This is a genomic window from Shewanella oncorhynchi, from assembly GCF_030848765.1.
Taxonomy (GTDB): domain Bacteria; phylum Pseudomonadota; class Gammaproteobacteria; order Enterobacterales; family Shewanellaceae; genus Shewanella; species Shewanella oncorhynchi.
Window position 1 is genome coordinate 2,447,214 of the sequence record NZ_CP132914.1, and the last position, 25,740, is coordinate 2,472,953.

General features: G+C 46.1%; 19 protein-coding genes. 9 read left to right on the plus strand and 10 right to left on the minus strand.

Annotated elements, in window-relative coordinates; translation table 11 throughout:
* The first annotated feature begins 59 nt into the window (after window positions 1-59).
* Genes RA178_RS11065 through RA178_RS11075 form a run of 3 tightly spaced genes read left to right on the plus strand, consistent with a single transcriptional unit; the run spans window position 60 to window position 1,795 of the window.
* Entirely contained in the window at window positions 60-1,187 is a 1,128-nt protein-coding gene (locus RA178_RS11065) for a M14 family metallopeptidase (RefSeq protein ID WP_105252564.1), read from the plus strand.
* A gap of 12 nt (window positions 1,188-1,199) precedes the next feature.
* On the plus strand, window positions 1,200-1,517 hold the full coding sequence (locus RA178_RS11070) for a zinc ribbon domain-containing protein (protein WP_105252563.1): 318 nt from the start codon (window positions 1,200-1,202) through the stop codon (window positions 1,515-1,517).
* Window positions 1,514-1,795 carry a YeaC family protein gene (locus tag RA178_RS11075; protein ID WP_028759859.1) on the plus strand — a complete coding sequence of 94 codons (282 nt, stop codon included), beginning with the start codon at window positions 1,514-1,516 and terminating at the stop codon, window positions 1,793-1,795. The genes RA178_RS11070 and RA178_RS11075 overlap by 4 nt, the downstream gene beginning before the upstream one ends.
* Window positions 1,796-2,100: 305 nt before the next feature.
* Here RA178_RS11075 and ansA read toward each other — a convergent pair whose 3' ends face one another.
* Together ansA and sppA are read right to left on the minus strand one after the other, a co-directional pair.
* Complete coding sequence (gene ansA / locus RA178_RS11080) at window positions 2,101-3,114, minus strand: asparaginase (protein ID WP_006086774.1); 1,014 nt, start codon at window positions 3,112-3,114, stop codon at window positions 2,101-2,103.
* Window positions 3,115-3,251: 137 nt separating this feature from the next.
* Complete coding sequence (gene sppA, locus RA178_RS11085) at window positions 3,252-5,099, minus strand: signal peptide peptidase SppA (RefSeq protein WP_198573169.1); 1,848 nt, start codon at window positions 5,097-5,099, stop codon at window positions 3,252-3,254.
* Window positions 5,100-5,264: 165 nt separating this feature from the next.
* Between sppA and RA178_RS11090 the strand changes: the two genes are divergently transcribed.
* On the plus strand, window positions 5,265-7,283 hold the full coding sequence (locus RA178_RS11090; protein ID WP_306685359.1) for an NADPH-dependent 2,4-dienoyl-CoA reductase: 2,019 nt from the start codon (window positions 5,265-5,267) through the stop codon (window positions 7,281-7,283).
* 327 nt (window positions 7,284-7,610) lie between these two features.
* Here the strand turns inward: RA178_RS11090 and yfaE are convergent, their stop codons facing one another.
* The 5 genes from yfaE to ubiG form a co-directional block, all read right to left on the minus strand.
* A complete protein-coding gene (yfaE, locus tag RA178_RS11095; RefSeq protein WP_263172067.1) occupies window positions 7,611-8,036 on the minus strand; it encodes a class I ribonucleotide reductase maintenance protein YfaE in 426 nt (141 codons plus the stop codon).
* Between the two features lie 38 nt (window positions 8,037-8,074).
* Window positions 8,075-9,205, minus strand: coding sequence for a class Ia ribonucleoside-diphosphate reductase subunit beta (nrdB, locus tag RA178_RS11100; RefSeq protein ID WP_263172069.1), 1,131 nt, complete (start codon window positions 9,203-9,205; stop codon window positions 8,075-8,077).
* Between the two features lie 74 nt (window positions 9,206-9,279).
* Complete coding sequence (gene nrdA, locus RA178_RS11105; protein ID WP_263181364.1) at window positions 9,280-11,568, minus strand: class 1a ribonucleoside-diphosphate reductase subunit alpha; 2,289 nt, start codon at window positions 11,566-11,568, stop codon at window positions 9,280-9,282.
* Window positions 11,569-12,071: 503 nt separating this feature from the next.
* Window positions 12,072-12,743, minus strand: a complete 672-nt coding sequence (locus RA178_RS11110) for an HAD family hydrolase (protein ID WP_306685361.1) — start codon at window positions 12,741-12,743, stop codon at window positions 12,072-12,074.
* Window position 12,744: 1 nt separating this feature from the next.
* Window positions 12,745-13,455, minus strand: a complete 711-nt coding sequence (gene ubiG, locus RA178_RS11115) for a bifunctional 2-polyprenyl-6-hydroxyphenol methylase/3-demethylubiquinol 3-O-methyltransferase UbiG (RefSeq protein WP_028759866.1) — start codon at window positions 13,453-13,455, stop codon at window positions 12,745-12,747.
* 385 nt (window positions 13,456-13,840) lie between these two features.
* Between ubiG and gyrA the strand changes: the two genes are divergently transcribed.
* The 3 genes from gyrA to RA178_RS11130 all read left to right on the plus strand — a co-directional run bounded on the left by gyrA (window position 13,841) and on the right by RA178_RS11130 (window position 19,094).
* Window positions 13,841-16,591: a DNA gyrase subunit A gene (gyrA, locus tag RA178_RS11120; protein ID WP_168827061.1), complete on the plus strand. Its 2,751-nt coding sequence runs from the start codon at window positions 13,841-13,843 to the stop codon at window positions 16,589-16,591.
* Window positions 16,592-16,725: 134 nt separating this feature from the next.
* Entirely contained in the window at window positions 16,726-17,817 is a 1,092-nt protein-coding gene (gene serC, locus RA178_RS11125) for a 3-phosphoserine/phosphohydroxythreonine transaminase (protein ID WP_168827064.1), read from the plus strand.
* A 356-nt stretch (window positions 17,818-18,173) separates the two neighbouring features.
* The gene (locus RA178_RS11130) at window positions 18,174-19,094 is read left to right on the plus strand and encodes a LysR family transcriptional regulator (RefSeq protein ID WP_168827065.1); all 921 of its coding nucleotides are present in this window, start codon (window positions 18,174-18,176) and stop codon (window positions 19,092-19,094) included.
* On the opposite strand, the gene RA178_RS11135 is transcribed toward RA178_RS11130, so the two are convergent.
* From RA178_RS11135 to RA178_RS11145, 3 genes are all read right to left on the minus strand, one after another.
* Window positions 19,091-19,987, minus strand: coding sequence for a YjjW family glycine radical enzyme activase (locus RA178_RS11135; protein ID WP_306685362.1), 897 nt, complete (start codon window positions 19,985-19,987; stop codon window positions 19,091-19,093). The two genes, RA178_RS11130 and RA178_RS11135, sit on opposite strands and share 4 nt — an antisense overlap.
* A complete protein-coding gene (locus RA178_RS11140) occupies window positions 19,959-21,518 on the minus strand; it encodes a YjjI family glycine radical enzyme (protein ID WP_306685363.1) in 1,560 nt (519 codons plus the stop codon). Before RA178_RS11140 ends, RA178_RS11135 begins: the two co-directional genes overlap by 29 nt.
* 373 nt (window positions 21,519-21,891) lie before the next feature.
* Window positions 21,892-23,082, minus strand: a complete 1,191-nt coding sequence (locus RA178_RS11145) for an amino acid aminotransferase (RefSeq protein ID WP_306685364.1) — start codon at window positions 23,080-23,082, stop codon at window positions 21,892-21,894.
* Window positions 23,083-23,517: 435 nt separating this feature from the next.
* Here RA178_RS11145 and aroA point away from each other — a divergent pair, with 435 nt between their 5' ends.
* Together aroA and cmk are read left to right on the plus strand one after the other, a co-directional pair.
* Window positions 23,518-24,798, plus strand: a complete 1,281-nt coding sequence (gene aroA / locus RA178_RS11150; RefSeq protein WP_263138859.1) for a 3-phosphoshikimate 1-carboxyvinyltransferase — start codon at window positions 23,518-23,520, stop codon at window positions 24,796-24,798.
* Window positions 24,799-24,984: 186 nt separating this feature from the next.
* Window positions 24,985-25,677: a (d)CMP kinase gene (gene cmk, locus RA178_RS11155; RefSeq protein ID WP_028759874.1), complete on the plus strand. Its 693-nt coding sequence runs from the start codon at window positions 24,985-24,987 to the stop codon at window positions 25,675-25,677.
* Window positions 25,678-25,740 lie beyond the last annotated feature (63 nt).

Sequence of the window (25,740 nt, forward strand, 5' to 3'; positions counted from 1 at the left end):
TGCTATCTGTCGCACGCCATTAAATTGCCCTTAGTTTTAACAACCTATTAGGAATCATTATGCGGATCAGTGCCAACTTTGATGGCGGAAATATCCAAGTCGTCAATCTTGATAATAAAGACGATATTCAACTTGCTATCCGCCCTGATGCGGGTGGTGAGTTTTATCAATGGTTCAATTTTCGATTTGAAGGTGAAGTGGGTAACCATTACACCTTGAATATTATCAATGCGGGAACCGCTTCTTATACCAAGGGATGGGAAGATTATCAGGCGGTGGCCAGTTATGATCGCCAGCATTGGTTCCGTATTCCGACTCAATATCAAGACGGTAAACTGAGCATTAGCATAGAGTTAGATTGCGATGCCATTCAAATCGCTTACTTTGCACCCTACAGCTATGAGCGTCATTTAGATTTACTCAGCGGCGCCCAGTTACACCCAGATGTCAATTTAGAGCATTTAGGCCTGACCTTAGATGGCCGCGATATTACTCTGATGAAAGTAGGGAATGGCGATCCTTCTAAACGCAATATTTGGATCACCGCCAGACAACATCCGGGTGAAACGATGGCTGAATGGTTAGTTGAAGGCCTAGTGAATCGTTTACTCGATAATGACTGTCCCACGGCAAAGGCGCTGCTTGATAAGGCCAATTTCTATATAGTGCCCAACATGAATCCCGATGGCAGTGTCAGAGGTCATCTGCGCACTAACGCGATTGGGATTAATCTAAACCGCGAGTGGCAAACACCGAGTTTAGAAAAAAGCCCTGAGGTATATCACGTCGTCAACAAGATGCAGCAAACGGGTGTTGACCTGTTTTATGATGTGCATGGTGATGAAGGCTTACCTTATGTGTTTCTAGCGGGTTGTGAAGGCGTCCCCGCTTATAATGATAAACTCGCGCAGCTGCAAGCGGACTTTAGTCAAGCATTGACCTTAGCCAGTGCCGATTTTCAAACTCAGTATGGGTATGATAAAGATGAGCCCGGTCAAGCGAATCTGACCGTAGCGTCTAATTGGGTTGCCCAGACCTTCAAGTGTTTATCAAATACCCTTGAGATGCCGTTTAAAGACAATAATAATCTGGCCGATCCTTTTGTGGGTTGGTCACCAGAACGCAGTATTTATTTAGGTGAAGCATCGCTAATTGCCATGCTCGCCGTTGTTGATAAGTTACGTTAGGGCGAGGCTGATATGGCATTAATTGAATGTCCGGTGTGTCGTAAACGTATGTCGAGCAAAGCGTCTTCATGCCCCCATTGCCAAGCAAAAACCGATGGCGACAATGAGTCCTTATCGCGCATTAGTCATATTCAAAAGTCCAGCAGCTTAATGAATCAGAGTTTCGTTGCTATGACCTTGTTCATTGCTGGTGTGGTGATTTGGTTTTGGGGTGGGGAACCCGCCGAAGGTATGCGTGCGAATATCGCCGGAATATGCTTTGTGTTTGGTTTTGTAGGTTATCTCATTACACGAGTCAGAATCGTGTTACATAAGCGGAAAAGTGTATGACGGATATCAATCAAGTGATCGATCAAATGCCCATTGAAGTTTATGAAAGACTTCGCAGTGCTGCTGAGCTGGGTAAGTGGGAGGATGGTACTGTGTTGAGTGAGACTCAGCGTGAATCGACTCTGCAGGTGGTGATGTTGTATCAAGCGCGTAAGCTTGAGCAAACAGAGCATTTCACTATTGCATCTGACGGTAAAATAAATGAGCTGTCTAAGGCCGAGCTGAAAAAGCAATTCCGTGGTGAGCCAATTGCCGGCTTTAAAGCACAGGATTTATAATTTCTGACTGGCCGCGCAGATCGGCTTGCAAGGTGTGCTTTATTAGGAATTAGGTGTAAGTCTGAGGTTGGCAAGGGGAGCTAGCATTTTATCTTTTGTTAGTGATATCAATGCTAACATTGATTTGATATCAAATAACTTCAATGCAACTCTTGGTCCGCAAAAGTCTTAAAATAAACACTCATTTAGTGCTGTTAAGTCTGAACTAAAATCTAGTCTGAGTTTAAATCAAAAAAGCCCATCAAATATGGGCTTTTTTTGTTGCTAGCGTTTGAGGGCAACAAACAGATTAGAAGACTATATCTTTAATCTATGCTCAGTTCACCGACTAGATTTTGTAACATGGCCGCTTTTATCTCAGCTGGCTGCAAATTTTTAGATAGCAAATAATGCAGTTTTGCTAAGGCCGCTTCTATGGTCATATCGGCGCCACTGATCACGCCTGCTTTGGCTAATGCATTGCCTGTGGCGTAGCCGCCCATATTCACCTTACCTTGGAAACATTGGGTTAGATTCACCAGCACTATGCCACGTTCATCTGCTTGCCTTAAGGTTTTGAGTAAGGCGGCATCCTGCGGTGCGTTACCCACACCAAATGTCAGCAGTATGAGGGCTTTAACTGGCTGTTGCAGAATGTTCTCAAAAATCTGTGTCGATATTCCAGGATACAAGGTCACCACACCGACAGGTTGTGGGCTGATATGAGCGACTTCTAATGGGGTATCGTTGGCGACCGTGATTTTGCCTGCGCGCAGATTGATTTTGATCCCCGCCTCAAGCAGTAGCGGGAAGTTGGGTGAGGCGAAAGCATCGAAGCCGTCGGCGTGGGCCTTAGTCGAGCGATTACCCCTAAAGAGTTTGTTATTGAAGAATAAACACACTTCAGCGACTGGATAATTCGCCGCAATATAGAGTGAGTTCAATAAATTGGTTTGGCCGTCTGAGCGCAGCTGGGCGAGGGGAATTTGCGAGCCCGTCACTATTACAGGTTTTGATAAGCCTTGCAGCATAAACGACAGTGCCGAAGCTGTGTACGCCATGGTATCTGTGCCGTGAAGGATCACAAAGCCATCGTACTTATCGTAATTGGCTTGTATATCGTCGGCGATCATCTGCCAATCGGTTGGTGCCATATTGGAAGAGTCGATAAGCGGGCAGTATTCGTGGATGACGAATGTCGGCATTTCTTCATGGTAAAACTCAGGCATAGATTGCACGCACTGAGTCAGGAATCCCGCGACGGGAACAAAGCCGTTATCGGTCTTTTGCATACCGATGGTGCCACCAGTATAGGCAACATAAATGGAGCGTTTAGTCATTCTTGTCGTTTTCTTAGCTTCAAGTGGCCGAATTATACGATTTTACTGACATAAACCCAATAAAAAAGCCCGGAGATCCGGGCTTTGTCTTTGTCATCATCTTGAAGTTGCGAGCTGCAACCTAGACGCTGGCAGATTTAGTTCATCATATTGCAAGTATCACAGTAGATGTAGACGTTATTTGGATCATCGAAAGAGGTGAGTGTTTTCAAACTGCTAGTCCACTGTTGTAGCATTTGTTCTAACATCGATGACTGACTTAGTGAGGCGGGCAGGTAGCTCGATACTGAGGCAAACATCTGCTGCATGAATTTTTGTTCGGGTGTCAGCTCTTGTTCGATGACGCGGGTGTCAAATAGCGTCATATCCGCGAGTTTAGCGGCTTTAGCTATGGCTTCATCTACATCACCTAGTTCATCGACTAAGCCAAGCTCAAGAGCCTTTTTACCGCTCCATACACGGCCTTGAGCAATCTTATCGACTTGTTCTATGGTCATCTTACGTTCTTTAGCGACCAGGGAGATAAAGTCCGAATAGCCGCGTTCAATATGACGTTGGATAATCGCTTCAATCTGGGGGGAAAGTGTGCGGGTAACAGATAATCCTGCCCATTCTGAGGTCGATACGCCATCGGTATGCACGCCTATACTGGCCAATGAATCTTCAAAGGTAGTGATCATACCAAAGATCCCAATCGAACCCGTGAGTGTTGTTGGCGTTGCGAAGATATAGTCGGCACTGGCTGAAATCCAGTAACCACCGGATGCGGCTAAACTGCCCATGCTCACAACCACGGGTTTACCTGCTGCTTTAAGTGCAAGTAATTCTTGACGAATTTGCTCAGAGGCAAAGGCGCTACCGCCAGGGCTATCAACGCGTAATACTAAGGCTTTAATGTGTTTATCAAAACGTGCCTTACGTAGCAGTTCGGCGGTGCTTTCGCCGCCAATTTGGCCCGCAGGTTGAGTGCCGTTCAAAATTGTGCCACTTGCCACAATAATACCAACACTGTCTTGCTCTACAAAGCTGGGTAATGGTGTCACTAAGGTTAAGTAATCATAAAAACTGACTTGCTTGAAACTGTCACCACTGCTGGCTTTTCCTACTGTTTCTAGCATGGTTTTACGAAAATCTTCTGTGGTCGCTAGGTTATCAACCCATTTCATGTTGATTGCCATTGTGGCTGAATCGCCATTGGCTTTATCGAGTTCTGCCAAATAAGTGGTTGCGTCGGGCACCAGAGAATTCGGTTCGATATTGCGATTGCCAGCAACCGTTTGTGTGTAGCTTTGCCATACATCGGCTAACAGTGCACTACTGGCTTCCCGCGCAGCATCTGACATATCGTCACGTATGTAGGGTTCAACTGCTGATTTAAAGGTCCCCACGCGGAAAATATGCGCTTTGACTTTGAGTTTTTCTAAGGCCGATTTGAAATATTGGTTGTACATACTCAGGCCATCAAGCGAGACACCGCCTTGGGGATTGAGGTAAATGGTGTCGGCAAAACTGGCGAGGAAATATTGATTTTGCTCGTAGTAGTTACCGATGGCGATGACTTTTTTACCGCTCTCTTTAAAGCGATTGAGTGCATTACCGATAGATTGTAGTTTGCTGATCCCAGCACGTTTAAGATCGACCAGATCGAGCACTAGTACGCTAATACGTTGATCTTGCGCTGCATTGTCAATGACATAAAGCACATCGGCGAGTAGGATTTCACCATCGGCGTTGGCATTTTGGCCTTGTTTGAATGCGGCTTCTAAGGGATCGACTTGTTGTTTCTGATCGACAATAGAGCCGGCTAAATTAAGCACCAGTGCCGAATTATCTTCAACTTGGATATCTTCGCTACTGCCAATGGAGATAATGATCGCGGCTAAGAGTCCAAAAAAGATTAGATTGAGGATGAGTTTACGTGTCCCGTTCAGGGTGTGCCAAATAAACAAACATATTCTCTTGAAAAACGATGGGTTAGCGGACATCTGCCACTCCTTTATAAGTCCAATCTGCCAATGCTAACTGAAAATGGCGCTACAGGCTAAACACAATTGTAAAGGATTTTGACTGATGGCCTCGATCCAACGGTTGAGCTTAGATTTGACACAAGGTATGCTGATTTAAATCACTTGTTTTAAAAGGATGTTTGAATGTCGTTTCCCCATTTATTAGAACCCTTAGATCTGGGATTTACCCAGCTCAAAAACCGTGTGCTTATGGGCTCAATGCATACAGGTTTGGAAGAAGAAAAGGGCGGATTTGAGAAACTGGCAGCGTTTTATAAAGAACGCGCTCTGGGCGGTGTAGGTTTGATTGTGACGGGTGGTATTTCCCCCAATCTTCGTGGTCGCCTTACGCCCCATGCCTGTCAGCTGAGTTTTCCTTGGCAAGTGGGTAAGCATCGCGTAGTAACGCAGGCGGTGCATGAGGCTGGCGGTAAGATCTGTATGCAAATTTTGCATGCGGGACGTTATGGCTATCATCCTTTTTCCCAAGCACCAAGTAAGATTAAGTCTCCCATTACGCCCTTTACGCCGTCTGCTATGTCCAGCCGTCAAGTGCGCTCGACCATTAAGGATTACGCCAGTTCAGCCGCCCTTGCCAAGAAAGCGGGTTACGATGGTGTTGAGGTGATGGGCTCTGAAGGATATTTGATTAATCAGTTTGTCAGTGCGCGCACCAACACTCGCACCGATGAATGGGGCGGTGCGTTTGAAAAACGGGCGCAATTCCCAATTGAGATTGTTAACGCGATACGGGCAAAAGTCGGTAAAGATTTCATCATTATCTTCCGTTTATCTATGCTCGATCTGGTGGATAACGGTTCAACTTGGGATGAAGTGGTGCAGCTCGCTCAGTGGTTAGAGCAAGCTGGCGTGTCCATTCTAAATACGGGCATTGGCTGGCATGAAGCGCGTGTACCGACCATTGCGACAAGCGTGCCCCGTGGCGCCTTTGCGTGGGTGACGGAAAAGCTCAAGCAATCTGTTTCCGTTCCCTTAATTGCGACTAACCGCATTAACACCCCTGAGATTGGTGAGCAGATTATCGCCTCAGGTCAAGCTGACATGGTGTCGATGGCGCGGCCTTTCCTTGCTGATCCTGAGTTTGTGAATAAGGCTGCGGCGAACACGCCGGAGCTTATCAACACCTGCATTGGCTGTAACCAAGCTTGTCTTGATCATACTTTTTCCCTCAAGCGCGCAACTTGCTTAGTGAATCCTCGCGCCTGTTATGAGACTGAAATCAACTTCTTACCCACAGCCAATAAAAAGCGTATTGCGGTGATGGGGGCAGGCCCTGCGGGCATGGCGTTTTCTGTCTATGCCGCTATGCGTGGTCATGACGTTGTCTTGTTTGAAGCGAAATCTGAGGTGGGTGGTCAGTTTAATCTCGCCCGTAAAATCCCAGGGAAAGAAGAGTTTAACGAGACTATTCGTTACTTCATAAACCAAATTAAGTTGCATAAGGTGGAGCTGAGATTAAACACTCGCCTCGATGCCAGTGTGTTGGCGACCGAAAAGTTTGATGAAGTGGTAATCGCCTCAGGCGTTGTGCCGCGTGATTTAGTCTTACCCGGTTTTGATGACCCACGGGTGGTCGATTATCAAAAAGTGCTCTTGGGTGAAGTGACTGTCGGTAATACGGTGGCCTTGATTGGCGCCGGCGGTATAGGATTCGATATGGCGCACTTTTTGTGTGAGCGCCAGTCGAGCACCTTGAACCCCGATAAATGGCTACAACAGTGGGGCATAGATAAAACTTACCAGCATGCGGGCGGCCTGACTGAACCTCATTCCGACAATACTGATCATCGTAAGGTGTTTTTACTGCAACGTAAAACGTCGAAGATGGGCAAGGGCTTAGGTAAAACTACCGGCTGGATCCACCGTCTTGTGCTTAAGCAACATGATGTGAAGATGAAAACGGGCGTGAGTTACGATAAGTTCGATGATGCGGGACTGCATATTCGCGTGGGCGAAACAGCTGAAGTGCTGGCCGTTGATAATGTTGTGCTTTGCGCTGGACAAGAATCGAATCGCACCTTAGTGGATGAGATGAAAGCGACGGGCTTGCCTGTGCATCTGATTGGCGGCGTGGATGTCGCGGCAGAGCTTGATGCTAAGCGTGCAATCCGCCAAGGCGCTGAACTGGCAATGCGTTTATAGAAAGTCGATAAGCCTTACGTTTTAAACCTTAAGTATTCAATTTTAGATCCTGAAAGCCTGAACCTGTGTTCAGGCTTTTTTGTTTTAGTTTGTTTTAGTTTGTTTTAGGTTTTTTAGTGTGAATGCATTGAAAATAGAGAGAAGGGAAAATAGTGGAGTTTAAAACGTTTGGTATCTAATGGCGCGGATTGATTTAGGCTGTATTGAAAGGGGCTGTTTGTCTTAAAGCTACTTTTTGTTTAAAAGCTCATTTTTGTTTTAAAGCGATTTTGGGTTTTAACGCCACATCTTGTTTAAAGCAGCTTATTGAACAATCGAGTCTTGCCGTTATGAGTCTTCAAACACTGCCTGTTTCTGCGTGCGTGTGTCACTTGCTACATTTTGTGTTTGCTTTGGCTTAGCCAAACTGGTTTTATTCTGATTCGATTGACACGCATAGGTGACCACAGCTGCACCTTCAGGTGATAGATCCAGCTCTAAATCTTCGGTTGGAACACAGCAGCAGGGCAAACATTCATCATGTTTGAGTTCGGCTAAGGGTTCGTTTAAGTAGCTGACTTTTCCGCTGATGACGCGTGTTTTGCAGGCGCCGCAGAAACCGTTGCGACATTCTGAGAAGATTTTAACTTTTTTAGCTTCGAGCGCTTGCAGCAAGGTGCCTTGTTGCTCGGTAAAGAGCAACACAGGTTGACCTTGAAGGCGCACGATCGGCGCCTTCGCAAACAGGTTTTGTGGCCGTTTTTTTGATGTCACTGTTTTAATGCCATTTTGTAACGTCACTTTTAAGTGTCTTATAGATCGAAGTCGAGGAACTCATCACCATCAACCGCGGAGTCGATTTGGCCGACAAGGTATGAAGAGACTTCAACTTCCTGTGGTGCAACTTGCACTGCATCGCTTTCTAACCAGTTTTTCATCCAAGGTAATGGATTGGTTATTTCTGGGTATGGTTGCGGTAGATTCACCGACTTCATGCGTTGATTAGTAATAAACTCAACGTATTGGCACAGGATCTGTTCATTCAAACCTATCATAGAGCCGTCTTTGAATAGGTATTTTGCCCATTCTTTTTCTTGCTCTGCGGCTTTGAAGAATAAATCGAAAGCTTCCTGTTGGCATTCTGCAGCAATTTCACCCATTTCTGGATCGTCTTTACCGCCTTGCATGATGCTTAAAATATGCTGAGTGCTATTTAAGTGTAAGGCTTCATCACGGGCGATTAAGCGAATAATTTTCGCGTTACCTTCCATGAGCTTACGTTCAGCAAAGGCAAATGAGCAGGCAAAGCTAACATAGAAACGAATAGCTTCTAGGGCGTTGACTGACATCATGCATAGGTACAAGGCTTTTTTCAGGGTGCGGGTATTGACTATGACTTCTTTGCCATCGATAACATGGGTTCCTGCACCGAGTAAATGGAATATCTGAGTCAGTTGGATCAAGTGATCGTAATAAGCGGCGATATCGGTCGCACGGCTTAAGATTTCTTTGTTCACGACGATATCGTCGAAGATCACTGAAGGATCGTTAACGATATTACGAATGATGTGGGTGTATGAGCGCGAGTGAATCGTCTCAGAGAAAGACCAAGTCTCAATCCAGGTTTCTAATTCAGGCAGTGACACCAGCGGCAAAAAGGCCACATTGGGCGAGCGGCCTTGAATCGAGTCGAGTAGGGTTTGGTATTTCAGGTTCGAAATAAAGATGTGTTTTTCATGATCAGGCAATGCACCGTAGTCAATCTTATCGCGACTGACGTCTACTTCTTCTGGGCGCCAAAAGAAAGATAACTGCTTTTCTATCAGTTTTTCGAACACTTCATATTTTTGTTGATCGTAGCGCGCCACGTTGACCGATTGACCAAAAAACATAGGTTCACGGGTGGCATCGTTGGGTGTTTGACAGAAGGTAGAGTAGGCCATGGTGCTATTTTTCCAATGGATAGGGATCCACTAAATAGGGATCCCTATAAAACCGTTAACGTTAAAGTTAAAGACTAGATTTTACATGCGCCGCCGGCGCAACCGTCATCTTCTTTCTCTAAATTGGTGATGTCATCGTGTGAATCCGACGCACCATCGCGAGTGTTATGGTAGTAAAGCGTTTTAACACCTAACTTGTAAGCATTGAGCAAATCTTTCAGCAGGGTTTGCATGGGTACTTTACGGCCTTCAAAACGTGAAGGATCGTAGTTAGTGTTAGCCGAAATCGCTTGGTCAACGAATTTCTGCATAATACCCACTAGCTGTAAGTAACCGTCGTTGCTTGGCATTTTCCACAGCAATTCATAGCTATCTTTCAGTGTATCGAAATCTGGTACCACTTGTTTTAGCTGACCGTCTTTGCTCGATTTCACGCTGATAAGGCCACGTGGTGGCTCAATACCATTGGTCGCATTGGAGATTTGCGACGAGGTTTCTGAAGGCATTAATGCCGATAGCGTCGAGTTACGCAGGCCATATTGCTTGATATCGCTACGCAGTGATTCCCAGTCTAAGTGCAATGGTTCGGTACAAATTTTATCTAGGTCACGTTTGTAGGTATCGATTGGCAAAATACCTTGAGAGTAAGTGGTCTCGTGGAATAACGGACACGCACCTTGCTCTTTGGCTAAGTTCATTGAGGCTTTCAGTAAATAGTACTGAATCGCTTCGAAGGTTCTGTGGGTTAAAGCGTTCGCACTACCATCGGAATACTTCATGCCATTTTTCGCTAAATAGTTAGCGAAGTTGATCACGCCTATGCCTAAGGTACGGCGATTCATCGAGGCGATTTGCGCGGCTTTGATAGGGTAATCTTGATAGTCCAATAGATTATCCAGTGCGCGTACGGCGAGGTCGGCTAATGGCTCAATATCAGATAACTCTTTGATAGAACCTAAGTTAAGTGCTGACAGCGTACAAAGCGCGATTTCACCTTCTGGATCATCGATGTTGTTCAATGGTTTAGTCGGCAGGGCGATTTCAAGACACAGGTTAGACTGTCTGATCGGCGCGACTTTTGAATCGAACGGGCTGTGAGTGTTGCAGTGATCCACGTTCTGAATGTAGATACGGCCCGTTGAGGCACGCTCTTGCATCATCAGTGAAAACAGCTCAACGGCTTTTATGGTTTTCTTACGAATGCTGCTGTCTTGCTCATATTGCAGATATAAACGCTCAAACTCGTTTTGATCTTCAAAGAAAGCATCGTACAAGCCAGGCACGTCAGATGGGCTAAATAAACTGATGTTTTCGCCTTTGATCAGACGTTGATACATGACTTTGTTCAACTGCACACCGTAGTCTAGATGACGGATACGGTTGTCTTCGACGCCGCGGTTATTTTTCAATACCAGCAGAGATTCGACTTCTAAGTGCCAAATAGGGTAGAACAGGGTCGCAGCACCGCCACGCACGCCGCCTTGAGAACACGACTTCACTGCGGTTTGGAAATACTTATAGAAAGGTAAACAACCTGTGTGGAAGGCTTCACCACCACGGATTGGGCTACCTAAGGCGCGAATACGACCGGCGTTAATACCGATACCCGCACGTTGGCTGACGTATTTCACGATAGACGAAGCGGTCGCGTTGATGGAATCTAAGCTGTCACCACATTCGATCAGTACGCAAGAGCTAAACTGACGCGTTGGGGTGCGCACACCGGCCATAATTGGCGTTGGCAGCGACAGTTTAAAAGTTGATACCGCGTCATAGAAATCTTTAACGTATTTCAGGCGCGTCTCTTTTGGATAACGGGCAAACAAGCAAGCAGCAACCAAAATGTAAAGGAACTGCGCGCTCTCATAGATTTCGTGGGTAACACGGTTTTGAACTAAATACTTGCCTTCAAGCTGTTTTACCGCAGCGTAGGAAAAATCCATATCGCGCCAATGGTCGATATAGGTATCCATCACATCCAGCTCTTCGCGGGTGTAATCTCTTAAAATGTGTTGATCGTATTTACCTAGCTCAACCAACTTAGTCACGTGAGCATACAATGCGGGCGGCTCGAACTGACCGAAGGCCTTCTTACGCAAATGAAACACCGCTAAACGTGCAGCGAGGAACTGATAGTCCGGTGATTCTGGAGAAATTAAATCCGCCGCAGCCTTGATAATGGTTTCATGGATAGCTTCGGTTGGGATGCCATCGAAAAACTGTAGGTGCGAGCGAAGTTCAACTTCCGAAACAGAAACGTTTTTTAATCCCTTGGCTGCCCAAGTAATTACGCGGTGTATTTTTTCGAGATCGATATTCTCACGATCGCCACAGCGTTTTGTGACTGTCATAGTGCTATTCATTTGGAGATAGGCCTTGGTTCTTATATGTATTTAGGTGAGCAAAATCACCGTACGTATCCTTGTAAAACAATCAACAATCGTCCCTTAAATACAGCTGACTGGTTACAAACGAGTCAATTAAGCGGCGAGCTTCTAGTGTGTCTGATTGTTACCTATACACAAGATATGGTGTTTTAAATTATATGGGATACAAGATAGTGAGGTTTGCCCCTATTTGCAAGTCTGAATTCAGGGGACATCTTGTGGATAACATGAGGATAAACTTTTGCGTTAGTAACGACTAACCTTGAAGCTCAATTTCAGGTTAGCGTGTCACACTCATGGGGGATTTTTAGGCGATCTTTTTCTTTAGATCGCGATTGCTCACGAGTGCCGATCTTTTATGCGCCTGACTTTTTCCGTGGGTCATAAATAGTATGCTGACACACTGATTTCCGTCAGTGAAATTATGTATTGGATGCCTTATTCGTGAGCATTGTAGGCGCTGTTTTTGGTTGATGTTGTTAAGCCAATGCTTCGATTAGTGCTTGATGTAGCTCAGTTGGGCTTGCAAAATGCGCGTGCGCAGGCCATTGCAACGGCTTGTCGTTCACGCCCAGATAACCCCATAGGGCCACGCCGCCTAACATGCCAGCAGCCTTGGCCGCGAGCAAATCTCGCTCGGCATCCCCAAGATACAAAATGTGCTCTGGAGCACAGTTCAGTTGTTGTGCGCCTAACAGCATTGGTGCAGTGTGGGGTTTAGCGTGTTTTGTAGAATCGCCACTGATGATAACGGGCATACGCAAGTGTAAATTCAGTTTTCGCAATAAGGGACGGGTAAAGCGCGCAGGCTTGTTGGTGATGACCCCAAACGGCAGCTGAGTTAACTCGAGCCAATCGAGTAATACCGCTATGCCTGTAAATAGCGCACAATGATCGCCATTAATGCGCTGATAGTGGGCGAGCAGCCCTTGCTGTACTTGAGTACGAAGATCATCCGCTGCATCAGGGATCGCGGCATCGACTAAGGCAAAACTGCCGTGGGATGCGGCGTAGCGCATGGCTGCTAACGGCTGTGCGGCGATGCCGACGTCTTGAAGACTTAAATTGAGGGCATGCACCAGATCCGGCGCGGTATCGGCTAAGGTGCCGTCGAGATCGAACAGTACGCCTTTGATCTGTGCCAGACTCATATTAATCAACCTTACGCGTTGCTATCATGTAATTCACATCAACCTTAGGCGTGTACTTAAAAATGCCCGTCAATGGGTTGTAGCTTACCCCTAAGGCATCGGTACAGATAAGATCGGTATTATCTACTAGCTCAATCAGCTCCGAAGGCTTAATGAATTTTTTATGCTCGTGGGTGCCAACTGGCAGCATTTTTAGCAAATATTCCGCGCCTAAAATGGTGTGCACGTAGGATTTAATGTTGCGGTTGATGGTGGAGAAAAACACATGACCACCGGGTTTGACCATGTCACAGCATGCTTTAATCACAGATTGTGGATCGGGTACATGTTCGAGCATTTCCATGCAGGTCACCACATCGTAATAGGCTTGATGATCTTGGCTGTGGGCCTCGGCAGTATTTTTTACATAATTAATGCTCACGCCCGTTTCGAGGGCATGTAGGCGGGCGACTTCTAAGGGCTCATCACCCATATCTAAGCCATCAACCTCGGCGCCGATGCGGGCCATGCTTTCAGACAAAATGCCGCCACCACAGCCGACATCGAGCACTTTCTTGCCGAAAATACCGCCAGCGGTTTGATCAATATAGTTTAAGCGCAGCGGGTTTAATAGATGCAGCGGCTTAAATTCGCCGTTGAGATCCCACCAAGTTTCGGCCATACGTTCAAACTTTGCGATTTCCTGTGGGTCTACATTGGTATTCTGATGCATGCTATTACCTGAAGAAGCTGTATTGTGCGGCTATTATAACGACTATGTTTGATAAACAAAGTGCTCGACTGAGCTAAGCCCTTGTGGTTGAGTGAATTTTCAGCAGTTATCTGCTTTTATGTTAATTGTTGTGCTCCGTATCGACCTTTTACTTTATCCCTTTGACGATTTTTCCTCATCGTAAGCCATGAATTTCAACGCTTGTTTATCGCACAAACGACCAAATTGACAGTGTTTTCATCTATTAAGCCACCAGACTCTCAATTCGATAATGATAGGTCTGGCGACATTAAATAACTGTGTTAGAATGCCAAATCACGTTTTTGGGCTAGGCAATGATACGGATTATACGTTGTCAGCTATTTTTCAGGGGAACGAGCAGTTTATGACTGATCTGGCATCATCTATTTCGCCAATTAATATCGAAGACGAACTAAAGAATTCGTACCTTGATTACGCCATGAGCGTTATCGTGGGACGTGCATTACCAGACGTGCGCGACGGCTTAAAGCCGGTTCATCGCCGCGTTCTGTTTGCCATGAGTGAATTGAAGAACGATTGGAACAAGCCTTACAAAAAATCTGCCCGTGTGGTCGGTGACGTCATCGGTAAATATCACCCCCATGGTGATTCTGCTGTTTATGACACTATCGTCCGTATGGCCCAGCCATTCTCACTGCGTTACACCTTAGTAGACGGCCAAGGTAACTTCGGTTCGGTCGACGGTGACTCAGCGGCGGCAATGCGTTATACCGAAATCCGTATGGATAAGTTAGCGCACCAATTACTGGCCGATCTTGAAAAAGAGACAGTTGATTTCGTCCCTAACTACGACGGCACAGAACAGATCCCAGCTGTATTACCTACACGCGTACCTAACCTGTTAATTAACGGTTCATCGGGTATTGCAGTGGGTATGGCAACCAACATCCCACCCCACAACTTAACAGAAGTGGTGAAAGGCTGTTTGGCACTGATTGAAGAACCCTCACTGTCGATTGAACAGTTGATGGAATACATTCCTGGTCCGGATTTCCCCACTGCAGCGATTATCAATGGCCGTAAAGGCATTATTGATGCCTATAAAACTGGCCGTGGCCGCGCGATCATGCGTGCTCTGGCTGAAGTGGAAACCGAAGATAATGGCCGTGAGCGCATTATCGTCACTGAAATCCCGTATCAAGTGAACAAAGCCCGTTTAATCGAGAAGATTGCCGAGCTGGTTAAAGATAAAAAGCTTGAAGGGATCAGTGGTCTACGCGACGAGTCTGATAAAGACGGTATGCGTATCGTTATCGAAATTAAGCGCGGTGAAGTGGGCGAGGTTGTACTAAATAACCTTTATGCTCAAACGCAAATGCAGTGCTCTTTCGGGATTAACATGGTGGCCCTGACCAATGGTCAGCCTAAACTGTTTAACCTTAAAGAAATGCTCGAATGCTTTATTTTGCATCGCCGTGAAGTGGTGACGCGTCGTACCGTATTCGAACTGCGTAAAGCCCGTGAGCGTGCCCATATTTTGGAAGCACTGGCGGTTGCACTGGCTAACATTGACCCGATTATTGCACTGATCAAAGCCTCACCCACGCCTGCGGATGCCAAAGTGAAATTGGTTGAGCAAGGTTGGGAATTAGGCCACGTTCAAGGTATGTTGGAAAAAGCGGGCGATGACGCCGCGCGTCCAGAGTGGTTAGAGCCACAATACGGTATTCGTGACGGTCAATACTTCCTGACTGAGCAACAAGCTCAGGCCATTCTGGAACTGCGTTTGCACCGTTTAACCGGTCTTGAACACGATAAGATCATCGCCGAATACGAAGAACTGCTCGAATTTATCGCGGGTCTGCTGTTTATTTTGCGCAGTCCTGAGCGTTTGATGGAAGTGATCAAGGAAGAATTAGTTCAAATCCTTGAAGAATATGGTGATGCGCGCCGTACAGTGATCAATGCCAACGAAGTCGATATGAGTCTTGAAGACTTGATCAACGAAGAAGACGTTGTGGTAACACTGTCGCACTTAGGTTATGCCAAGTATCAACCATTGACCGATTACCAAGCCCAGCGCCGTGGTGGTAAAGGTAAAGCCGCGACGAAAGTGAAAGACGAAGATTTCGTCGAGAAGCTGTTAGTTGCCAATACCCATGATACCATTTTGTGCTTCTCTGATTTTGGTAAGATGTACTGGCTCAAAGTGTATCAACTGCCATTAGCGAGCCGTACGGCCCGTGGTCGTCCAATTGTTAACTTGTTGCCGTTATCCGATGGCGAGCGCATTACTGCGATTCTGCCAGTACGTGAATACGCGGCGGACAAGTACATCATCATGGCGACCTCACACGGTACTGTGAAGAAAACCGCACTAACTGCTTATAGCAATCCACGTGCAAACGGTATTATCGCCGTTAACCTCAAAGACGGTGACCAACTGATCGGTGTCGATATCACTAACGGTGATGACGAAATCATGTTGTTCTCGAACGAAGGTAAAGTGGTTCGCTTTGGTGAGAAAGTTCGTGATTCTGAAACCGGCGAAGTAAAAACCGATCCTGAAACCGGTGAAGAAGTCTTGTCCTTACGTCCTATGGGCCGTACTGCAACAGGCGTTCGTGGTATCCGTTTAGAAGAAGGTCAAAAAGTCGTGTCGCTTATCGTACCCAAAGGCGATGGCGCGATTCTGACTGTGACTGAAAACGGTTACGGTAAACGGACGCAACTGTCTGAATATCCTGCGAAGAGCCGTGCGACTAAAGGTGTGGTTTCAATCAAGGTGAGCGAACGTAACGGCGCTGTTGTTGGGGCTGTTCAAGTCGGTCTTAACGACGAACTGATGCTCATCAGTGATAAAGGTACCTTAGTGCGTACACCTGCGAGCGGCGTGTCTATCATTGGCCGTAACACTCAAGGTGTAACGATTATCCGCACTGCGGGCGACGAGAAAGTGGTCGGCCTACAACGTATCGACGAAATCCAAACTGAAGAAGATGAAGTCGAGCTGGATGAAAACGGTTTACCGATTGTTCCTGTCATTATCGAAGGTGAATTAGCCGACGAGGCGCTTGAAGAAGCGCTGGATGACGAAGAAGAGTTGGACGAAGATGAAGACGAGCTTGCTGATGATGAGCAAGACGAAGAGTAATTAAGTGTCATATTAACGAGCGTCCAATTGGACGCTCGTTTTTTTAATGGCATTGATGTTGATAGCATTGTTCGTTTTAGAATGGTTTCGTTTTATCAATACCTACATCATGGTTGGGATTAAGGAGAGTGTCAGTGAGCGCGATTTATAATTTCTGTGCTGGACCTGCAATGTTACCCGCAGCGGTAATGAAAAAAGCACAACAGGAATTACTTGATTGGAATGGCCAAGGCGTTTCCGTGATGGAAATCAGCCACCGAAGTAAAGAGTTCATCGCGCTTACACAACAAGCCGAGTCCGATTTACGTGAACTGATGCAGATCCCCACAAATTACCATGTGCTATTTATGCACGGCGGTGGTCGTGGACAGTTCTCCGCTGTTGTGAATAATTTTTTAGGTAATCATGGTAGAGCCCTGTATTTAGTCAGTGGCCAATGGTCATCAGCCGCGTTAGCAGAAGCGCAGAAACTGGCGGGTGAAGCACAGATTGATAGTCTGAATATTGTTGAAAAACACAATGGACTCAATGCGGTTGTCTTACCTGATTTACATAAAATTGATGCCGATTATCGCTATGTTCACTACTGTCCAAATGAGACAGTAGATGGTATCGAAATTTTTGACGAATTAGACTCACCTTGGCCAATTGTTGCCGATTTATCGTCAACCATTATGTCACGTGAAATCGACGTCAGCCGCTACGGTTTGATTTACGCCGGTGCGCAAAAGAACATAGGTCCATCGGGTCTATCGATAGTGATAGTACGCGATGACATGTTAAAACTGCCGAGTTTACCGCAGTCGTCCATCATGGACTATCGTTTAGCCGTTGAGCATGACTCTATGTTCAACACACCGCCAACCTTTGCTTGGTATCTCGCCGCTGAAGTCTTTGCTTGGCTTAAGTCCATTGGCGGCATTGCGAGTATTGCAAAAATTAATCAACAAAAAGCGCAGATGTTATATCAATGCATTGATGGTAATGCTTTCTACCGTAATGGGGTTGTTGCAGCGAACCGCTCACAAATGAACGTGACTTTCCAATTAGTCAACGAAGCGCTCGATAGTGAGTTCCTAAAGCAAGCCCAAATAGCTGGACTCGTTGCCTTAAAGGGCCATCGTATCGTAGGGGGTATGCGTGCTAGCCTCTATAATGCAATGCCACTCGATGGCGTAGTTGCTTTGGTCAAGTTTATGAATGAGTTTGCAAACAAACATAGCTAGGCTTAGCTGTATTGAGTCACTCATTAGCTTGCGACGCTTAGCGTCTAGGCTTTGCTGCCTGAATATCAACGTTATGCTTATTGAATGTTGATCATCAGTTAGCCATCTCAAGTGAGACATCCCAAAAGCGAATGCTCAAATGCATTCGCTTTTTGTTAACTTTAATTTATCGACAATGGCGTTAAGCAAGATGACGTTGAGACCAGATGCCTTCAAGAACACTCGTTTTGAGAAAGCCTGTGAGCTGACGCGCATTACTGAATAAGATGCTGTGCTAGTTGTATGTTATTGTTTATCATGATTAAAATGACGTATCTTTGGATGCGTATACACGATAAATCAATAGGATGTCACAGATGGATTTGGCCAAGCTTTCGCGGATTAGTATGAAGCATTTGATCACTTTACATGTGATGCTCGATACCCTGAGCGTAACCGCCAGCGCCGAACGTTTATGTTTAAGCCCCTCATCCGTCAGTAAAACCTTAAGCCAGCTCAGGGACAGTTTGAACGATGAACTGTTCTATCGTAACGGCAACTCACTGGTAGCAACCCCATTGGCAAGACGATTAGGGCCTAGCGTGCAGCAGATGATCAATGATATGAATCAGATCATGAGTCAGGATGCGTTTAACCCTGCACATTTTGAGGGGCGTTTTTCGCTTGCGATGCGCGAAAGTACCTTTGAGCTGCTGGCCGCCAAGCTCAGCGCCCATATTCTGAGCTTGGCTCCTAATATCCGCCTCGATATTTACAGCAAAGACAATATTGGTTTTGATGGATTGCTTAAAGGTACATTAGACTTTGTGCTGTTACCCCATGATCTGAGTCAACCTAATCCTCTTCAAGACGATCTGGTGTGGGAAACCTTGTTTAGCGATGAAATGATCTGCCTGATGAATTCATCCCATCCCTTGGCTAAACAGCCGCATATCAGCTTCGATGATTACCTGAGTTTTAGCCATATTGGCATTACAGACACAGATCTGAGCACGCCTTTTTTTGATATTTTGCTCGCCCAACAATCTAAAAAACGGGCAGTCCCCATTTCGGTCCCAGACTTTGGCAGTGCGGCGTTAATGTGCCATCACAGTGAGTTGCTCTTTACCTGCTCGCGCCGCTGGGCATCCATCGCCAGCCAAGCTCAAGGCTTAACGATTAAATCTTTACCCATAGAATATGGCAAAGTGGCTTACAGCCTAGTTTGGCATAGTCAAAGCATGAAAGATCCCGCACTGCGCTGGCTTTATGAGCAAATTTTGCTTTGCAGTCGTTAAAGGTATATGGAAGGTAACACGAGATTGGTTACGCCTCGCTTTGTAAGGGTTGCGGCTAAGCGTTCAATATCGGCTTGTTTACAGCTTGGCCAATTGAGTGCTTCATCGACAACACCATGATGGTGAAATGCATTTAACTTAACTCGCGTATCTGGGCCTAGCAGAAGTAAATAGGTCGCTAGTGCGTCTATTTCTTCCTCGTAATCCGTGATGCTCGGAATGTGCAGCAATCTCACCTCATACAGTTTTTGCTGTTTAGCTAATAATTGGATTGATTTGAACACGGCATGGTTATCACGACCGGTAATATACCTATGGGTATCCTGTTGCCACGCTTTAAGATCCACCATAGCGCCATCTAAAAACGGCAGCAGTTTATGCCATCCCGTTAAACTCAAACTGCCATTGGTGTCGAGCATACAAGTCAGGTGTGATAACGGTTTTGAGGCCTTAATCGCTTGAAACAAGGCAATAATAAACGGCAGTTGCAGGCTCGCTTCGCCGCCGCTAACCGTAATGCCATTAATAAAGTGACGCTGACTATGGAGAATCGTCAGCATCTCCTCAACGGTGTAACGACTGACCTTAGGGCTCGCTTGTTTCGGGCATACGGCAATACAAGTATCGCATTGGCTACAACGCTCACTATCCCATTGAATATGATGCTTATTATTGAGATTTATCAATGTTAGCACATTTTCAGGGCAAGTGGTGACACAATCGCCACAAGCATCACATAAGCCTATGGTATGTGGGTTATGGCAGTTTTTGCATTGATAGTTGCAGCCCTGCAGGAATAATACGAGCCTGCTGCCAGGCCCGTCGACGCATGAAAAGGGCAATAGCTGACTGACAATAGCGTGTCTATTTAAAGACACAAGGGGAGTGTTCATGGGCGATAACTCGTGCTTGTCGTTGCAATATTCCCGTATTAACCGCAGCTTCTGCGGCTAAGCCTGTGGTATTGAGACGCGAGCCGCACTGTTTAAACGCTTCAATATCTGAGCGTTTTACCATATAGCCAGTCACGCGCATTAAATCGTTAGAGGCGACATTGGCGGTAAACTCCCTAAAACCTAACTCAAGCGCGGCTTTACACAGTTGGAACATGGCTTGAGGATTAGATTTCACGGTTTCATCTATGGTCAAAATATCGCTAATCCCCGCCGTATAATACTGATGATGTTGCGCTAGGGCTTGAATATGGGCGATGGGATTCGGTTCAGTGCCATAGGGAATGCGAACACCAGGAGTCACATCGTTGTCGATACTAATACCGCCCTGTGAATGCAGTAGTGCCCGCCCATGGTAACCATGGGCGACGGGTGTGGATTTCACTATGGCATCGAGCGTGGCTGAAATACGGTAGCCAAGTTGATTTGCGTCCGTGCTATGGCCATAGCCTGTGTGTTGATCTCGTTGAGATAACTTCGTTGCATCAGTAGCCGTGAATGTCCGCAGAATATTCACGGCTTCTGCCATGCCGTAAATACCAAACATGGGTGCAAAGCGCGATTCATCAATCAATTGCTCTTTAACTAAAAAGCTGTCAAAGAAGTGTGATTCTTGATGCAAAAATGCCGAGCGCGCTTCAATGAGCTCGAAGGTGAGTGAGCAGTAGTTTGGCAATACAGTATCAAAAAAATCGTTTATAGAATTGACCTTTAACGCAACTTCTTTAAGATTAAGTCGAACTAAAGTATTGGCGCCGCCCGCTAACGGCAACGCGTTGTAACAACTGACAATACCAAAACCGCGCTCATCAAACGCACCGGAATGCAGAGGGTAATTCGCGATATGCGGCTTACTGCACTGACAAATATTGGTGGTCGCAAGCAACAACAATTCATCCGGTGTGACGGCGGGGTCGTACATAAAGGTCAAATTGGGGGCAACTTGTTTTAACTCGGCATCAATGCGCAGTAGGGTGCGGCAAACGATGTTATCTGTAGGGCCAATATTCACATGCATAAAGGCATCGGGCAGGGTTCGGTCGAGCATGATCCAGAACAGTTTTAATTTACGATAAAGAACTTCCGCATCCATTCCTTCAACGAAAGGCATCAAAATGTCATCCAGCTGACCTAAATACACGGGGATATTGGTCACCGATGGCACGTGATGATACAGAATCGTTAAGGCATTGATGGCTTCGTCCAAGTTTTTTGCCGCAGATAACTCTAAGTATTCAGAGCCTTGTTGAAGGTAGCGGGCATAATCTGGCAACACATAGCGTGGTTTAAACGGCGCATGGCCTTCAAACATGTCGCAAATAATACCGTCATTCATCGCCGCTTTTACCTCGGGCGATATCGACATATAGGGCAAACTGGCTTCCGCTTCTAATGCTAAATAGTTGGATTTTTGCTTGGGTGAAAGCTGCGGGTTGGTGACGATTTGCACTAATTTATCTTGTAATAACATGGCTGAACATCCACAAGTTCTATGATGACCACTAATCTACTCAGTGGCGTTGGCTTTAAAAAGTGAAAATAGCCGCAGTCCTGATTAATGAAATGGAAATCCGCCGACTGAGGTCACAATTTGTGGCTTATTGCGATAAAGCCGCGATGTCAAAATCGCTAGAATGTGGTTTTACGATTAAAAATAAATGCTTGAACAGTGAGACGTGGCCTTGCTTGTCATATTGGGGATATGAAATAGAGGATAATAAACTGCCAAAACTGATCGGGTGGGATGATTAAAAAATTTAACACTTGAGGCGGTAAATGAACTCTGCTGTATTCCTTTATTGCGGGAATACAGCAGAGTGAGCGGTTCAGATAAACTCAGCGGCTTAAAGCACTTTAGCAATCGATTGGGCTAAGTAATCAACGTTATCTTCACTGATCCCAGCAATACTGATGCGGCTTGAACCTACCATATAGATGCTGAATTCTTTTTGTAGGCGCGCCACTTGCTCTGGAGCCACCCCAAGGAAAGAGAACATACCTTTTTGGCGGGCGATAAAGCTAAAGTCACGGTTTACGCCATTGGCTTTAAGTTTATCCACTAAGATGGCGCGGTTGCCGTTGATGCGATCGCGCATCACTTTCAGCTCATCAAGCCATTCTTGGGTTAATTCTTTTGATCCTAAAATCGTCTCAACAATCGCCGCGCCATGGGCAGGTGGCATAGAGTAAAGGCAGCGAACCACATAAAGTAGTACAGATTGCGCGACATTGGCGGTATTGGCATCTTTGGCAATCACAGAACACGAACCGATACGCTCACGGTACAAACCGAAGTTTTTCGAGCATGAGCTGCACAGGATCATATTATCGACCGCTGCCGCCATATGACGCACACCGTAGGCATCAATATCAACGCCATCACCAAAGCCTTGGTAGGCCATGTCAATCAGCGGCGTAAAGCCTTGATCTTTTGTCAGGGCAACCACTTTATCCCATTGCTCTGTGGTTAAATCCATTCCGCTTGGGTTATGGCAACAGGCATGGAATAACACCACATCATCAGGACTTACTTGCGATAATGCGGCAAGCATCTCATCAAATTTCAATGATTTGCTATCGTAGTCATAGTAAGGATAGGTTTTAACAGTAATGCCAGCCGCTTCGAACAAACCGATGTGGTTTGCCCAAGTTGGGTCGCTTACCCATAATACCGCATTCGGGTTGCAGCGCTTGATAAAGTCACCGGCCACGCGCAGTGCGCCAGTACCACCGGGTGTCGATACAGTGCGGATACGGTTAGCTATGATGGCACTGTGACCAGCACCAAAGGCTAATTCCGTCATCAAGGTGTTGAATTGTGGCGAGCCGGTTGGACCGATATACACTTTAGTGGTTTCGGTATCGAGACGGAATTTCTCGGCTTTTTTCACGCAGCTCAGGATCGGGGTCACGCCTGTAGGGTCTTTATAAACGCCCACACCTAAATCCACTTTTTGCGGGTGGGTGTCTTCGCGGTACTGAGTCAACAAGCCAAGGATGGGATCTGCTGGCATTGCGATGAGTGAGTTAAACATAGCTCCATCTACCTTTCTGGTTATAGTGCAAACGTGATTGTTCGTATCAGATATGCGTTATTTATCGTTTGGAGGCTAGAATAGCGCGGAAAGGTAAAGTAATTAAAGTGAAAACTGTGATTACACGCCAGTTATCTTGGCAAAAAAGCCTGCCAAAAATACGGTTAAATCATAAATTAACCGCTTAAATTTTGCGTTTTTGTTATTTTTACACTGTTCTCAGCAAATAATCTGACCAAAATGCCATTTTTCTCGAAAAAACGGTTGAATCCTTAGCGACAATCGGTAATTTTATAACGACGAAGCACCAACAAGGCCCCAATCTCCTTTTATTTGTAATCTTAACTTGACGCGCTGTAGCGTGAAGTTGCCATTTTGCGTATTCAGTCCGCGTGATCGTGATGATGACGCCCTATAGAGAAAGAAGATTTATTCATGAAGCAATTACGTCTTGAACCTGTTGTGCAAGTCCGCGGTGAAATCAATATTCCGGGCTCAAAAAGTATTTCAAATCGAGCCTTATTATTGGCCACCTTAGCCCAAGGTACGACCACGCTCACCAATCTGCTCGACTCAGATGATATCCGCCACATGTTGGCCTCCCTCAAGCAGTTAGGGATGAACTACCGTTTATCGCAAAACAATACTGTGTGTGAACTCGATGGCTTAGGCGGTGTGATTTCCTCAGTATCCGCGCAGGAATTGTTTTTAGGCAATGCGGGTACCGCAATGCGCCCCTTATGCGCCGCCTTAACCTTAGGCCAAGGTGAATTTACTCTCACGGGCGAACCACGTATGGAAGAGCGTCCGATTGGCGATTTAGTCGATGCCTTAAGGCAACTCGGTGCCAATATTGTTTATCTTAAAAATGACGGTTTCCCGCCACTGACGATTAATGCCACTGGCCTTAATGGCGGTGATGTTGAAATTGCAGGCGATTTATCGAGCCAGTTTTTAACGGCTTTGTTGATGGTTGCGCCGCTTGCTAAGGGCAGCGTCAATATCCATGTCAAAGGCGAGTTAGTCTCTAAGCCTTATATCGATATTACTATCGCCTTGATGGCGCAGTTCGGTGTTAACGTCATTAACCATGACTACGCGCGTTTTGAGATTGTTGCAGGCCAGCGTTATATATCACCGGGTAAAGTACTGGTAGAAGGCGATGCGTCATCGGCATCGTATTTCCTCGCGGCAGGGGCGATTAAGGGCGGCGAAGTCAAAGTCACGGGTGTGGGTCGTTTGAGTATTCAAGGCGATGTAAAATTTGCCGATGTGCTCGAAAAAATGGGCGCAGATATCGAGTGGGGCGATGACTATATTATTGCCCGCGGCTCCCAATTAACTGCCGTCGACTTAGACATGAACCATATTCCCGATGCGGCCATGACCATTGCAACGGCCGCGTTATTTGCTAAAGGCACGACGGTTATTCGTAATATCTATAACTGGCGTATTAAAGAAACCGACCGGTTAGCGGCTATGGCGACGGAATTACGTAAAGTGGGCGCCGAGGTTGAAGAGGGGAATGACTACATTAAAATCACCCCGCCAGCCGTGATTAACACCGCTGAAATTGATACCTACAACGATCACCGCATGGCCATGTGCTTTTCTATGCTGGCATTTGCCGATTGCGGTATCACCATCAATGATCCAGATTGTACTTCTAAAACATTCCCTGACTACTTTAAGCAGTTTGCGAGCCTGCAAGGCTAAGTCTGTTTGTTTCGTCATTGTTACAACCATCGATGTCAAGAATAGCAAGCCGTATTTGTGCGGCTGCTAATCTTCATAAAAAATCCACGGATTTTGTTTGTCTTTTGTTGTACAATGCTGCGCGCTCATTTTCGGGGGCTCACTTGATGAACTCACGGATGATGGTTATTTTTTGCGGAGGAATGTATGTCTGAACGGGCTCCTGTAGTCACAATCGACGGCCCAAGTGGTGCTGGCAAAGGTACAATTAGTCAATTATTGGCTCAGCATCTAGGTTGGCAACTACTTGATAGTGGTGCCATTTACCGAGTTCTTGCGCTTGCAGCAATTCATCATAACGTTGAACTGGAAAATGAAGAGTCTATCACGTTGTTAGCGGCACATCTGGATGTGAAGTTTCTAACAGGCAATGATAAAGATCCGGTTCAAGTGATATTGGAAGGTGAAGACGTCACCAACGACATTCGCACCCAAGAGTGCTCGAATGCCGCTTCAAAAGTCGCTGCCTTTCCACGGGTGAGAGAAGCCTTATTACGTCGCCAACGGGCCTTTAAAACGGCGCCAGGATTAATTGCCGATGGTCGTGACATGGGAACAGTCGTTTTCCCAAGTGCACCGGCAAAATTATATTTAACCGCCTCAGCTGAAGAGCGTGCCCAAAGACGCTATAATCAGTTGCAGGACAAGGGCTTCGATGTTAATATCGAGCGCCTTTTAAGTGAAATTATCGAACGTGATGACCGCGATATGAATCGTCCGGTGGCTCCTTTAGTCCCCGCCGATGACGCGCTCATTATCGATACTAGCGGTAAGGGTATTGATGAAGTACTGGCGCTTGCGCTTAACTTTATCAACCAAAAATTATCCGGCACTAACTAAGTTAGCCCACCGGATAGGTATTCGTATTAAGGATGATACGGATAATTTGACTGACTCCACGTC

Excerpts from the sequence above, each read along its gene's own strand:
- RA178_RS11065 (WP_105252564.1), top strand. The coding sequence starts at position 60 with ATGCGGATCAGTGCCAACTTTGATGGCGGAAATATCCAAGTCGTCAAT.
- RA178_RS11070 (WP_105252563.1), top strand. The coding sequence starts at position 1,200 with ATGGCATTAATTGAATGTCCGGTGTGTCGTAAACGTATGTCGAGCAAA.
- RA178_RS11075 (WP_028759859.1), top strand. The coding sequence starts at position 1,514 with ATGACGGATATCAATCAAGTGATCGATCAAATGCCCATTGAAGTTTAT.
- ansA (WP_006086774.1), bottom strand. The coding sequence starts at position 3,114 with ATGACTAAACGCTCCATTTATGTTGCCTATACTGGTGGCACCATCGGT.
- sppA (WP_198573169.1), bottom strand. The coding sequence starts at position 5,099 with ATGTCCGCTAACCCATCGTTTTTCAAGAGAATATGTTTGTTTATTTGG.
- RA178_RS11090 (WP_306685359.1), top strand. The coding sequence starts at position 5,265 with ATGTCGTTTCCCCATTTATTAGAACCCTTAGATCTGGGATTTACCCAG.
- nrdB (WP_263172069.1), bottom strand. The coding sequence starts at position 9,205 with ATGGCCTACTCTACCTTCTGTCAAACACCCAACGATGCCACCCGTGAA.
- nrdA (WP_263181364.1), bottom strand. The coding sequence starts at position 11,568 with ATGAATAGCACTATGACAGTCACAAAACGCTGTGGCGATCGTGAGAAT.
- RA178_RS11110 (WP_306685361.1), bottom strand. The coding sequence starts at position 12,743 with ATGAGTCTGGCACAGATCAAAGGCGTACTGTTCGATCTCGACGGCACC.
- ubiG (WP_028759866.1), bottom strand. The coding sequence starts at position 13,455 with ATGCATCAGAATACCAATGTAGACCCACAGGAAATCGCAAAGTTTGAA.
- gyrA (WP_168827061.1), top strand. The coding sequence starts at position 13,841 with ATGACTGATCTGGCATCATCTATTTCGCCAATTAATATCGAAGACGAA.
- RA178_RS11130 (WP_168827065.1), top strand. The coding sequence starts at position 18,174 with ATGGATTTGGCCAAGCTTTCGCGGATTAGTATGAAGCATTTGATCACT.
- RA178_RS11135 (WP_306685362.1), bottom strand. The coding sequence starts at position 19,987 with ATGAACACTCCCCTTGTGTCTTTAAATAGACACGCTATTGTCAGTCAG.
- RA178_RS11140 (WP_306685363.1), bottom strand. The coding sequence starts at position 21,518 with ATGTTATTACAAGATAAATTAGTGCAAATCGTCACCAACCCGCAGCTT.
- RA178_RS11145 (WP_306685364.1), bottom strand. The coding sequence starts at position 23,082 with ATGTTTAACTCACTCATCGCAATGCCAGCAGATCCCATCCTTGGCTTG.
- aroA (WP_263138859.1), top strand. The coding sequence starts at position 23,518 with ATGAAGCAATTACGTCTTGAACCTGTTGTGCAAGTCCGCGGTGAAATC.
- cmk (WP_028759874.1), top strand. The coding sequence starts at position 24,985 with ATGTCTGAACGGGCTCCTGTAGTCACAATCGACGGCCCAAGTGGTGCT.